The sequence below is a fragment of the Azospira sp. MPR-LB4 genome, assembly GCF_058809525.1.
Genome location: NZ_CM179521.1, coordinates 1,813,921 through 1,826,024 on the forward strand (window position 1 = coordinate 1,813,921; position 12,104 = coordinate 1,826,024).

The window sequence follows — 12,104 nt, forward strand, 5'->3', positions numbered from 1 at the left end:
TGCCGCGCCTTGTCAGTCATGGGGCCGTATTATGCCAGAGGGCTCGTCCCGGCGCGGGCTCTTAACGCGGCCGCTCCAGGCCCCGCCTAGGCCGCCACCTTGTTGCGGTAGAAGGCCTTGTCGGCGATGTACACGGTGCGCTCGACGATGGTGTGCACCACCCCGTGACGGTCCTTCAGTTCCACCGTATAGGTGCGTTCGCACTCCCCGTCCCGGGCGACGATCTCGCGCACCAGTTCGGTCTCCGCATCGTCGATATGGAATTCGGCGAAAAGGGGCGCCCGGCCCGGCTTGCGGTAGCGGATGGCGCCGGCCTTGTCCCAGATGATGTAGTCGTGGCCCAGCTGCAGGGCCAGCAGGGTGGGATGGAGGCCGTCGGTGGTGGCGAACAGGGCGCCGCCGAAAATGGTGCCGACGGCGTTGCGGGTGCCCCGGTTGAGGGGCAGCTTGACCACGATGCGCTTCAGGTCGGCGGAAACGTGGATGACCCGGCCGCCGGTGGCGCGCCAGGCGGGAAACCAGTTGAAACCCCAGCGCAGGATGGCCGGGCGCCAGGCGGGGGGCAGCTTTTTCCACCATTTGGGCAGCATGGTCGGGAATCTCCTTGGGGAGTGGCTTGGCGTAACGGGTGCGGCGCCGGCCGGCGCCCGCCCCGTGGCCTTTGTCGGGGATGCAGCTTACAACAAGTCGGTAAACGCAAAAATGCCCCGGCCGGCACCGCCCCTGGAGGAGAACGGCACCGACCGGGGCGCGCTGCGCCTTACAGGGCCTCGAACAGGCCCGCGGCACCCATGCCGGTGCCGATACACATGGTGACCATGCCCCACTTCTTGTTTTCCCGGCGCATGCCGTGCACCAGGGTGGCGGTGCGGATGGCGCCGGTGGCGCCCAGGGGATGGCCGAGGGCGATGGCGCCGCCCTGGGGATTGATCTTGGCCGGGTCCAGACCCAGTTCCCGGGTCACCGCCAGGGCCTGGGCGGCGAAGGCCTCATTCAGCTCGATCCAGTCCAGGTCGTCCTGCTTGATGCCGGCCTGGGCCAGGACCTTGGGAATGGCGGCGATGGGGCCGATGCCCATGATCTCCGGCGGCACGCCGGCCACGGAGAAGCCGGCAAAGCGGGCCAGGGGCTGCAGGTTGAACTGCTTGAGGATTTTCTCGGAAACCAGCAGCACGGCACCGGCGCCGTCGGACATCTGGGAGGAGTTGCCGGCGGTGACGCTGCCCCGGGCGTTGAACACGGGCTTCAGCTTGGCCAGGCCCTGCAGGCTGGAATCGGGACGGGGGCCTTCGTCGGTGTCGCAGACCTTCTCGACGATGCGCACAGTGCCGCTCTTCAAGTCCGGCAGGTGGGCGCGCACGGTGTAGGGGCTGATCTCGTCCTTGAACTTGCCGGCGGCGATGGCGGCCACGGCCTTCTGGTGGGAGGCCACGGCGAAGGCATCCTGGTCGTCGCGGCTGATGCCCCACTTCTGGGCCACCTTCTCGGCGGTGAGACCCATGCCGTAGGCGATGGCCACGTTCTCGTCCTTCTCGAAGATGGCCGGGTTGAGGGAAACCTTGTTGCCCATCATCTGGGACATCAGGCTCATGGTCTCGGTGCCGGCGGCCAGCATCACGTCGGCTTCACCCAGGCGGATACGGGCGGCGGCATCGGCCACGGCCTGCACGCCGGAGGAGCAGAAGCGGTTGATGGTCAGGCCCGGCACGGTGTCCGGCAAGCCGGCCAGGAGCAGGCCGATGCGGGCCACGTTCATGCCCTGTTCGGCTTCCGGCATGGCGCAGCCGACGATCACGTCTTCCACCAGGGCCGGGTCCAGCTGGGGCACCTGGGCCATGACGGACTTGAGGGCGTGGGCCAGCATGTCGTCGGGACGGGTGGTCTTGAACATGCCGTTGCGCTTGGCCACCGGCAGACGGGTGGCGGCGACGATGTAGGCGTCTTGGATTTGTTTGGTCATTGTTTGTCTCCTTCCCCTTAATTGCGCAGGGGCTTGCCGGTCTCAAGCATGTGCTTGATGCGGGCCTGGGTTTCCGGGGTCTTCAGCAGTTCGACGAATTCGCGGCGCTCCACGGTGAGCAGCCATTCGTCGTCCACCCGGCTGCCCTGCTCCACGTCGCCGCCGCACAGGGCGATTGCAGCGGAGCGGGCCACCCGGTAATCGTGGGCGGAAATGAAACCGCCCTCCTTCATGTTCACCAGCATCATCTCCAGGGTGGCAATGCCGGGACGGCCGGCCACCGGGATGTTGCGGGCCCGCAGGGGCGGACGGTAGCCGGCAGCCGCCATGGCCCGGGCACGGGCAATGGCAACAAACAGTAGCTCCTGGGCATTGAAGACGATGTCGTCAGCTTCCTTACCGAAGCCCATCTCCTGCACTTCCAGGGCGCTCTTGGCCACCTTGGCCATGGCGATGGTCTGGAACACGTTCTGCAGGAAGGGGAACAGCTCGCCGCCAGCCTGGCGGGCACCGAACTGGGCGGCGCGGATGGCGAATTCCTTGCAGCCGCCGCCGGCGGGAATCAGGCCGACGCCCGCTTCCACCAGACCGACGTAGCTTTCCAGGGCCATGACCCGGTGGGCCGCATGCATGACGAACTCGCAGCCGCCGCCCAGGGCCATGCCCTGCACAGCCGCCACGGTGGGCACCTGGGCGTGCTTGAAGGCCATGGAGGCACGCTGGAACTTGGCCACGGTGGCCTCCAGCTTGTCGAACTCACCCTTGGCGCAGGCTTCGCCCACCTGCTGCAGGTTGGCGCCGACGGCGAAGGGGGCTTCGTGCCAGATGACCAGGCCGTCGAAGTCCCGCTCGGCCCGGCTGACTGCTTCGAGCACGCCGTCCAGCACCTCGTCGCCGATGGCGTGCATCTTGGAGGTGATGGAGAGAATGGCGATCTTCGGGTCCTGGGCATGGGTCCACAGGCGCACCCCGGCGTTTTCCCAGACGGTCTCGCCCTTGGCGGCGGGGGCTTCGCCCAGCACGGTCTCGGGATAGAGCTGGCGACCGTAAACCGGCAGGGCGGACCGGGGCTTGAGGCCCTGTTCGGCGGCGGACCAGGAGCCGGCGGGTTCATGCACCCCGTCCCGGGCCATGACCCAGGCGGGCAGGGGCGCCGTGCTCATGGCCAGGCCGGCATCGATGTCGGCCTGCACGGCGGCGGCAATGGCTTTCCAGCCGGCGGCCTGCCAGGTCTCGAAGGGGCCCATGGCCCAGCCAAAGCCCCAGCGCATGGCGAAATCCACATCCCGGGCGTTGTCGGCGATGGATTCCAGATGGAAGGCGCAGTAGTGGAAGACGTCCCGGTAGATGGCCCAGAGGAACTGGGCCTGCTTGTGGGAAGAAGCGCGCAGGGCGGCGAACTTTTCGGCCGGGTTCTTGATCTTGAGGATCTCGGCCACTTCCGGGGCAATCTCGCCGGCGGAGGTACGGTAATCCTGCTTGGCCAGGTCCAGCACCTGGATTTCCTTGCCCTGCTTACGGAAGATGCCGCACTTGGTCTTCTGGCCCAGGGCGCCCTTCTCGATCAGGGCGGCCAGCCAGGCCGGGGCCTGGAAGTGGCTGTGCCAGGGGTCGCCGGGCAGGGTGTCCTGCATGGTCTTGACCACGTGGGCCAGGGTGTCCAGGCCCACCACGTCGGCGGTGCGGTAGGTGGCGCTCTTGGGACGGCCGATCTTGGGGCCGGTCAGGGCATCCACCTCGTCGAAGCCCATCTCCAGGCGCTGGGTGTGGTGCATCACCGCCAGGATGGAGAAAACGCCGACCCGGTTGGCGACGAAGTTGGGGGTGTCCTTGGCCCGCACCACGCTCTTGCCGAGGCGGGAGACCAGCCAGGTTTCCAGGCGGTCCAGCATGGCCGGATCGGAGTCGGTGGTGGCGATGATTTCCACCAGGGGCATGTAGCGCGGCGGATTGAAGAAGTGGATGCCGCAGAAGTTGGCCCGCTTCTCCGCCGGCACGGTGGAGGACAGCTTGTTGATGGACAGGCCCGAGGTGTTGGAGGCGACGATGGCGCCGGCCTTCAGGTGGGGCGCGATCTTGCGGTAGAGGTCCTCCTTCCACTCCATCTTCTCGGCGATGGCCTCGATCACCAGGTCGCACTCGCCCAGCAGGGCCAGGTGCTGCTCGTAGTTCGCGGCATCAATGTGGGCCAGGCGCTCCTTGCTCGCCAGGGGGGCCGGGTCCAGCTTCTTCAAGCCGTCCAGGGCCTTCTTGACGATGCCGTTGGGGTCGCCCTCCTTGGCCGCCAGGTCGAAAAGCACCACCGGCACATCGGCGTTGGCGAGATGGGCGGCGATCTGGGCCCCCATCACGCCGGCGCCGAGCACGGCAGCCCGGCGGACGATCAGTTTGCTGTTCTCACTCATGGTCTTCTTGTCTCCTTCACTTCACTAGTTGTTCCCGCATGGCGCGCTTGTTCAGCTTGCCAACGCTGGTTCGAGCCAGACTCGCGAGGAATCTGACGTTTTCCGGTACACCGTACTTGGAAATATGGCCCTGGTCGGCAAAGACCTTCACATGGGCTTGGATATCTGCGGCCGACACCTGGTCGGCGAATTCGGGCTTGAGCACCACCAGGGCCAGGGGGCGTTCACCCCACTTCTCGTCGGGCACGCCGATGACGGCCACTTCGCTGACCCCCGGGTGGCGGCCGATGAGGTCCTCCAGCTCGAGGGAGGAGACCCACTCGCCGCCGGTCTTGATCACGTCCTTGATGCGGTCGGTGACCTGCAGGTAGCCCTGGGGGTCGATGTGGCCGATGTCCTGGGTGTGCAGCCAGCCACCGTCCCACAGATGCTCGGAGGCCTCCGGGTTGTAGAGGTAGCCCTGGGTCAGCCAGGGGGCGCGCACCACCACCTCGCCGGCACTCTTGCCATCCCGCGGGCAGTCGCCCATCTGGGCATCCACGGTGCGCAGGGCCACCAGGGGCACGGGCCGGCCGGTCTTGACCCGTACCGCCACGTTGGCATCGGCATCGGCCAGCAGCGCCGGATCTTCCATCTGGGCCAGGGTCAGGATGGGACAGGTCTCGGACATGCCGTAGCCGGTGAACACATCGATGCCCCGCTCCAGGGCCGCCTTGGCCAGACCCGTGGTGAGGGCGGAGCCGCCGATGATGACCTTCCACCTAGAAAGGTCCACCTGCTTGCCATAGGGCGTCAGCAGCAGCATGTGCAGGATGGTGGGGACGCAGTGGGAGAAGGTGACCTGCTCCTTCTCGATCAGCTTGAGGATGGCCTCGGGCTGATAGCGCCCCGGATAGACCTGCTTCACCCCCGCCAGGGTGGCGATGTAGGGCATGCCCCAGGCGTGCACATGGAACATGGGGGTCAGGGGCATGTAGATGTCGTCCCGGTGGAATCCCCCCTGTTGCGGCGCCAGGGCCAGGGCAGAGCAGACGGCCAGGGTGTGCAGCACCAGCTGACGGTGGCTGAAATAGACGCCCTTGGGCAGGCCGGTGGTGCCGGTGGTGTAGAAGGTGGTGGCCCGGCTATTTTCGTCGAAATCGGGAAAGTCGTAGTGGTCCGGGCAGTCGATCAACAGGGCTTCGTACTCGCCGGCAAAGCCTTCCGGCAGGTCGCCGCCTTCGTCGTCCAACAAGACGAAGCGTTTCACCGTGGCCAGCTCGCCGCGGATTTGCGCCAGCACCGGCAGGAATTCCCGGTTCACCAGCAGCACGCTGGCCTGGGCATGGTTCAGGGTGTACAGAATCTGGTCCGGCGACAGGCGCACATTCACCGTCTGCAGCACGGCGCCCAGCATGGGCACGCCGAAGAAGCACTCCAGGTAGCGGTGACTGTCCCAATCCATGACCGCCACCGTGTCGCCGCCCTGGACCCCCAGGCGGCTCAGGGCATGGCCCTGGCGGTTGATGCGCAGGGCCAGGTCCCGGTAGGTGTGGCGCACCTTGTCCCCATAAACGATTTCCTGCTGCGGCGCCGTCGCCAGGGGAGTATGCAGCAGCTGCTTGATCAGCAGGGGATAGGTGTAGGCGGAGGGTGTGACCTGGATGGGTTGCATGGACATGGCGGAAGTCTCCCGGCGTTGTTCTGGCTTATCGCCCGCCGGCGGCCGCGCCTGCGACCCTGGCAATAGACCTATCGCGCCGAAAGAGTGTCTTTCCGGCAGGTACGACCCGATGCCCAGCGGACTCCTTGAAACAAGACAGAGTCTTTGTTTCCGCGACGATTCTACGAACAATCGCCGCTCCGCCGGATTGCCGGTTGCGCCTATTTACTTGCATAATCGGCCATTCCTCATGCCGCAGCGCACAAGAAATCCCAAGCCATGGCCGCCCCGTCATCGAGCACCGTCCCCATCAGCTTCGTCCACCACCTGCTGGCCGGCACCGCCATCGAGCCCCCTCGACGTACGGCCCTGGTGGAACAGGCCGGCATCGCGCCGGCCTTGCTGGCAGCCGATACCGCCCGCGTCACCACGGAGCAGTTCGCCACCCTCTACCGCCTGCTGGCGCGGGAGCTGGACGACGAACTGCCCGGCATGTTCTCCCGCCCGGTGCGGGCCGGCGCCTTCAAGTTCCTCTGCCTGAGCCTGCTCGAATCGGCCAACCTGCAGACTGCCCTGTTCCGCTTCACCCGCTTCTTCCATCTGCTGCTGGACGACTTCGCCATCGACCTCTCGCGCCAGGGCGGCCTGGTGCGCATCGCCCTCATCCCCCAGACGCCGGCGGCGCCCGCAAACACCTTCGGCCAGGAGATCATGCTCAAGCTGATCCACGGCGTCGCCTCCTGGCTGACCGGCCACAAGATGACCCTGGCCCGGGTGGACTGCGCCTATCCGCGACCACGCCATGCCTCGGAGTACGTTTTTCTCTATCCGGGGCCGGTGCATTTCGACCAGGGGCAGTCGGCCCTGTACTTCGAGGCCAGCGCCCTGGCCACACCGATCCGGCAGGACAAGAACTCCCTCGGCACCTTCCTCAGCAAGGCGCCGGGCGGCTGGCTCTTCGTTTCCTTTGCCGAGCGCCTGGTCAGCCAGAAGGTGCGGGAGACCCTGGAAAAGCAACTGGAACACTCCCTTTCCATCGAAACGGTGGCGCGCAGCCTGCACACGTCGGTGCGCAGCCTGACCCGCCACCTGGCGACGGAAGGCACCACCTTCCAGGCCATCAAGGATGAACTGCGCCGGGACGTGGCCATCCAGCGCCTGACCCAGACCGACATGCCCATCGCCGTGATCGGCACCGCCGTGGGCTTTGACGACCCGACCACCTTCCACCGCGCCTTCCGCAAATGGACAGGCAGCACGCCGGGCGCCTACCGGCTGCGGCGCTGACAGGGGAACGGGGAAGATCTGCATCGGCCTCGCCTACATAATTCAAACGAACGTTTGAATTATAGGCTTTGACATGCTTCCGTCAAGAGGCATGCGTCGCTATGCCGCAAAAGAAAAACGCCCCGGCAAGCCGGGGCGTTTTCACGGGGAGACGAAATAGCTCAGAAGTTCATGGAGTACTGGACGCCCAGCACCTGCACGGAGCTCTCATAGTCGCCGACCAGACGGCCGGTGACGGCGGGGCTAGCACTGGTCTCATTGGCATGGGCGCTCTTGGCCTTGACGTAGGCATAGCCGACATCAAGATTGCTGCCCTTGTTCAGCTTGTACTGGGCACCGATGGTGTACCACACCCGATCCTGGTCGGGCAGGCGCGGAGTACGCAGGCCTTCCTTCACCGGAGACTGGTCGAAAGCCAGGCCCAGACGCAGCTTCCAGGCATCGGTTACCTGATAGTTGGCGCCCATGGCCACACGCCAGGTATCGCGCCAGTCGTACTTGCTGACCTTGTCGGCGGAACCGTTGGAGAACTGGACGCGCAGTTCCGGCACATCGGACCAGCTGGTGCGGCTGATGTCGCCCAGCAACTCCCACTTGTTGTTCAGCTGGTGGGTGGCACTGATGATGAAGGTGTCGGGCAGCTTGATATTCACCTTGCCATTGCCGGTGGCGGCAGTGAAACCGTAAGTTGCCAGCGCCACGCCGGCGCCGGGACCGGTGAAGCCGGAAACACTGTACTTGCCTTCCAGCTCATGCTTGACGGCGGAGCGGTAGGAGACGCCGACCTTGGTCGCGGCGGAAGGCTTGAAGATCACACCCAGGTTGTAGCCCCAGGCCCAGCTGTCACCGGCTACGGCAAAATTGGCGTCGCGGGAACCGGCGAAGGGAGCGCCGTTGAGGGCCGTCTCGATCTGGGCATCGAATTTCTGGTAGTTGATACCGCCGCCGATGGATAACTGGTCGCTCACCTTGTAAGCCAGGTTGGCGTTGAAGTTCATCGCCTTCACGTCGGTGATGGTGGCGTAGTACTGGCCGACCCAGTCCTTGCTCCAGGCCGTACGCATGCCGAAGGGAGCATTCAGGCCGAAGCCGAAGGTCAGGTCCTTGCTCAGGGGCAGGGCCAGGTAGAAGTTGGGCACGAAGGCCGCATCACCTCCATTGACGCCATTCTTGCCCAGGTTGGGATGGCCGGCAGGATTGGTGGAAGCGGAATTATTGAAGGTGGACTCCAGCTCGATGTAGTTCACACCGGCGGAAAACTGACGGCCCTCCAGATCCGCCAGGTTGGCGGCATTGAAATACTGGCCGGAGGCGTTCTCTGACGTCACGGCAGAACCGGCGTAGGCATTGCCGAGGCCGGTGGCGTTCTGTTCCAGCAACTGGAATCCGGCAGCGGAAGCGGTACCGGAAACTGCCCCCAGGACCAACAACGGCAACAACTTCATGGAAGTCTTCAACATCGTTTTGTCTCCTATTTATGATTGTGGTTTGGGAGGCGAACCTCCCGGGTAAAACACCTGCTCTCAGCCCTCGGGCGGCACTTCCCGCTTGTTGCCGCTGACGTCGATGGCCACGTAGGTCAGGGTGGCCTCCGTCACCTTGACGGTGATGGGCTTGAAATAATTGCGCTCGGCATAGACTTCCACACTGAGGGTGATGGAGGTGCGGCCGACCTTGACGATGTCGGTGTAGAAGCTGACGACATCGCCGATGGAAATGGGCTGCTTGAACTGGAAGGCATTGACGGCGACCGTGGTCACCCGTCCGCGGGCCCGACGCATGGCGGCGACGCCGCCGGCAATGTCCACCTGGGACATGACCCAGCCGCCGAAGATGTCGCCGTTCGGATTCATGTCCGACGGCATGGTCATCAGGCGCAGGGTGGGTTGCTTTTCGGGCAGTTGGACGGGGATTTCAGGCATGTCGGCTCCTAGCGTAGTTGAGCGGTCCGCCCGTGAAGGGGGCGAAACCGGTGCCGAATATTACGCCGGCGTCCGCCAGCTCGGCATCCGCTACGACACCTGCATCGACCAATTGTTGCGTCCGCTGCAGCAGGGGCTGCACCAGCCGTTCGGCCAGACCGGCCGGCACTGCGCCCGCTGCCCCCTTCTGGATCTTGCCGGCCGGATAGGCGTAGAAACCCTTGCCGCTCTTGCGCCCCAGATCGCCGCGCTCGAAGCGCTGCACCAGGCACTTGGGCGGCTCCGTGCCGTTGCCGGCCAGGGCCTTGCCGGCCGCCATGGCAATGTCCAGGCCGACGGTGTCGGCCAGCTCGATGGGGCCCATGGGCATGCCGAAGGCCAGGGCCGCTTCATCCACCGTCTCCGGGGCGATGCCCTCGTCCACGCAGCGCATGGCTTCCAGCAGGTAGGGGCCGAGCACGGCATTGACCAGGAAACCAGGGGCGCTCTGCACCGGCAGGGGCAGCTTGTCGATGCCGCGCACGAAGGCGCAGGCCTGGCGCGTCACTTCCGCATCGCCACCCGCGGCCGTCACCACTTCCACCAGGGGCATCTTCGCCACCGGGTTGAAGAAGTGGATGCCCACCAGACGTTCCGGCCGCTGCAGGACGGTACGGATGTCCTCCAGCTTCAGGCTGGAGGTGTTGGTGGCCAGCACGGCATCGGGCTTCATCCGGGCCTCCAGGCCCTTGAGCAGGCTGTGCTTTGCTTCCAGGTTCTCGAAGATGGCCTCGATGACCACGTCGGCGTGGGCGGCACCATGGCCTTCCGGATCGGGGATGAGCCGGTCCATGACGGCGCGCAGCTGCAGCTTGTCCCTGATGCGCCGGGCAAAGCCGGCGTGGGCCCGCTTGATGGCCGGAGCGATGCGCTCCACGTTCTGGTCCTGCAGGGTCACGGTGAGGCCGCGGCCGGCGCACCAGGCGGCGATGTCGCCCCCCATGACGCCGGCCCCCACCACGTGCACCCGTTTGGCGACGAAAGCGGAATCCTTGCCGAAAGCCTTCAGCCGCTCCTGCAGGTGGAATACCCGCACCAGGTTGCGGGCGGTGGCGGAACGGACGATGCGATCGGTGATCTCCGGCGCCGCCAGGGCGTTGCCGTCGTACTTGGCCCACAGGTCGATGATGGCGTAGGGCGCCGGATAGTGTTCGGGACGGGCTCGCTTGGCCACTTGCTTGCGCGCCTGGCCCGCCACCACGCCGCGCAGGGGGCCCAGGAAGAGGCGCTGCAGCAACGGCAGGGGCTTGCGGGACGGCGGGTTGAGGGCCAGCTGGCGGGCAGCGGATTCCATCACCCGAGGCGGCACGCACTCGTCGGCCAGGCCCAGGCGCTTGGCCTTTTTCGCATCCACGGTCTTGCCGGCCAGCATCAGGTCCAGGGCCACGGCGGGACCGACCCGCCGGGGCAGGCGCAGCATGCCGCCCCAGCCGGGGAAGATGCCGAGCATGACTTCGGGCAGGCCCAGCTTGGTGCCCGGCTCGTCCACCACCAAAAGGGTGCGGCAGGCCAGGGCCAGTTCCAGGCCACCGCCCAGGCAGTGGCCCCGCACCAGGGCCAGGGTCGGATAGGGTACGGCGGCGAGGCGGTTGAACAGCTCCCAGCCCCGGGCCACCATGGCCTTGGCGGCCTCCGGCGAATCCAGCTGGTCGAATTCGGAAATGTCGGCCCCGGCAATGAAGCCGGCGCTCTTGGCGGAGCGGATGATGAGGGCCTTGGGCGGCTGGCGGTCGAGCTCGTCCAGCACGCCGGAGAGCTCGGCCATGACGGCCTTGGACAGGGAGTTGGCACTCTCCCCGGCCTTGTCCAGGGACAGCCAGGCAAGGCCGTCGGCCTCCCGGGTGAGGTGCCAGTGCTGTTGGGTCAGGGAGGTTTGGGTATGCATGTTCATGGTCTACCTTCAGTGAAAGGTATGGCTACCGGCGGCAAAGGCCAGGGAGACTGCCCCCGTGCCCACGTTGACCGCGGCGGTGTTGCTCATCATGGAAATCAGGATCTCGGCGCCCTTCTCCTGCACCGCCGCCGCCAGGTCGGCATAGCCGGGCAGGCCGGGCACGGTGGCCGGATCGCCGCCGTAGCTGATGCAGACATGGGGCGACTCCAGGCCGGCCCGCACCTGCCGCGCCGCATTGGCGAAGAGGCGCTGCACGCCGGCCTCGAAGCCGCGCACCTTGGCGATGGAGCGGGTGACGTCCCGGTTGCAGTGCAGGATGGGCTTCATGTCCAGCATCTGGCCGAGCTTGTAGGTGCCCCAGTTGATGCTGCTGTCGCCCTTCTTGGCAGCCCGCTTGTAGATGTGGAAGAGGTCCGCCGGCACCAGGTAGGTGTGGATGTGGTCCACCAGCTGGCGCAGGCGGGTGCCGATTTCGCTGGGCGTGCCGCCGAGACGGATCAGGCGCACCGCTTCCGCCGCCAGCACGGCCTGGCCGGTGAACAGGTTGCGACTGGAGAGCACGCACAGGCCAAAGCGGCCCGGCTTGCCGATTTCCCGGCGCGGGTCCTTGTACTTCGTGAGGACGGTGCGCGAGGCCTGCATGGCATGGTCGTAGATGGGGCTGCGCTCGCTGGTGATGGTGAGGACGAAGACGTAGTCGTAGTCGATCACCATCTTGTCCAGGAACACCTGCTCGATCTGGGCCGGGCTGTAGGGGAAGGACTCGGCAAAATCCTCGCTGCGCCGGTCCACATGGGTGGCGTAAAAGCGATGAGTCTCGTCCGGGTCGCGCCGGTCCTGGATCACCGCGCCGCCGATGCGCAGGGAGATGGGCAGGACCACGATCTCGTGCTCGTCGAGGAACTGCCGGGGCAGGTCGCAGCAGGAATCGACAATGATGCCGATGCGCATGGCG

The 12,104-nt window shown here is 66.0% G+C and carries 9 protein-coding genes; 1 reads left to right on the forward strand and 8 read right to left on the reverse strand.

Annotated features, from left to right (window positions below; all coding sequences use genetic code 11):
• Positions 1-86: 86 nt before the first annotated feature.
• The 4 genes from AC3QLZ_RS08455 to AC3QLZ_RS08470 form a co-directional block, all read right to left on the reverse strand.
• On the reverse strand, positions 87-590 hold the full coding sequence (locus tag AC3QLZ_RS08455) for a DUF4442 domain-containing protein (RefSeq protein WP_014235436.1): 504 nt from the start codon (positions 588-590) through the stop codon (positions 87-89).
• A 170-nt stretch (positions 591-760) separates the two neighbouring features.
• Complete coding sequence (locus AC3QLZ_RS08460; RefSeq protein WP_014235437.1) at positions 761-1,960, reverse strand: acetyl-CoA C-acyltransferase; 1,200 nt, start codon at positions 1,958-1,960, stop codon at positions 761-763.
• A gap of 17 nt (positions 1,961-1,977) precedes the next feature.
• Positions 1,978-4,365, reverse strand: coding sequence for a 3-hydroxyacyl-CoA dehydrogenase/enoyl-CoA hydratase family protein (locus tag AC3QLZ_RS08465; protein WP_014235438.1), 2,388 nt, complete (start codon positions 4,363-4,365; stop codon positions 1,978-1,980).
• Between the two features lie 16 nt (positions 4,366-4,381).
• Positions 4,382-6,025: a fatty acid--CoA ligase gene (locus tag AC3QLZ_RS08470; RefSeq protein WP_014235439.1), complete on the reverse strand. Its 1,644-nt coding sequence runs from the start codon at positions 6,023-6,025 to the stop codon at positions 4,382-4,384.
• A 261-nt stretch (positions 6,026-6,286) separates the two neighbouring features.
• On the opposite strand from AC3QLZ_RS08470, the gene AC3QLZ_RS08475 reads away from it, so the two are divergent.
• Complete coding sequence (locus AC3QLZ_RS08475) at positions 6,287-7,294, forward strand: AraC family transcriptional regulator (protein ID WP_014235440.1); 1,008 nt, start codon at positions 6,287-6,289, stop codon at positions 7,292-7,294.
• Between the two features lie 161 nt (positions 7,295-7,455).
• Here AC3QLZ_RS08475 and AC3QLZ_RS08480 read toward each other — a convergent pair whose 3' ends face one another.
• From AC3QLZ_RS08480 to AC3QLZ_RS08495, 4 genes are all read right to left on the reverse strand, one after another.
• On the reverse strand, positions 7,456-8,754 hold the full coding sequence (locus tag AC3QLZ_RS08480) for an OmpP1/FadL family transporter (RefSeq protein WP_014235441.1): 1,299 nt from the start codon (positions 8,752-8,754) through the stop codon (positions 7,456-7,458).
• Positions 8,755-8,817: 63 nt separating this feature from the next.
• Positions 8,818-9,216 (reverse strand): acyl-CoA thioesterase, encoded by a 399-nt coding sequence (locus AC3QLZ_RS08485; protein WP_014235442.1) that lies wholly within the window; start codon positions 9,214-9,216, stop codon positions 8,818-8,820.
• Positions 9,209-11,140, reverse strand: a complete 1,932-nt coding sequence (locus AC3QLZ_RS08490) for a 3-hydroxyacyl-CoA dehydrogenase NAD-binding domain-containing protein (protein ID WP_043798610.1) — start codon at positions 11,138-11,140, stop codon at positions 9,209-9,211. The genes AC3QLZ_RS08485 and AC3QLZ_RS08490 overlap by 8 nt, the downstream gene beginning before the upstream one ends.
• 15 nt (positions 11,141-11,155) lie before the next feature.
• Positions 11,156-12,100 (reverse strand): DegV family protein, encoded by a 945-nt coding sequence (locus tag AC3QLZ_RS08495; RefSeq protein ID WP_014235444.1) that lies wholly within the window; start codon positions 12,098-12,100, stop codon positions 11,156-11,158.
• Positions 12,101-12,104: the final 4 nt, after the last annotated feature.

Coding starts and splice junctions, on each gene's coding strand:
- AC3QLZ_RS08455 (WP_014235436.1), bottom strand. CDS start 590: ATGCTGCCCAAATGGTGGAAAAAGCTGCCCCCCGCCTGGCGCCCGGCC.
- AC3QLZ_RS08460 (WP_014235437.1), bottom strand. CDS start 1,960: ATGACCAAACAAATCCAAGACGCCTACATCGTCGCCGCCACCCGTCTG.
- AC3QLZ_RS08465 (WP_014235438.1), bottom strand. CDS start 4,365: ATGAGTGAGAACAGCAAACTGATCGTCCGCCGGGCTGCCGTGCTCGGC.
- AC3QLZ_RS08470 (WP_014235439.1), bottom strand. CDS start 6,025: ATGTCCATGCAACCCATCCAGGTCACACCCTCCGCCTACACCTATCCC.
- AC3QLZ_RS08475 (WP_014235440.1), top strand. CDS start 6,287: ATGGCCGCCCCGTCATCGAGCACCGTCCCCATCAGCTTCGTCCACCAC.
- AC3QLZ_RS08480 (WP_014235441.1), bottom strand. CDS start 8,754: ATGTTGAAGACTTCCATGAAGTTGTTGCCGTTGTTGGTCCTGGGGGCA.
- AC3QLZ_RS08485 (WP_014235442.1), bottom strand. CDS start 9,216: ATGCCTGAAATCCCCGTCCAACTGCCCGAAAAGCAACCCACCCTGCGC.
- AC3QLZ_RS08490 (WP_043798610.1), bottom strand. CDS start 11,140: ATGCATACCCAAACCTCCCTGACCCAACAGCACTGGCACCTCACCCGG.
- AC3QLZ_RS08495 (WP_014235444.1), bottom strand. CDS start 12,100: ATGCGCATCGGCATCATTGTCGATTCCTGCTGCGACCTGCCCCGGCAG.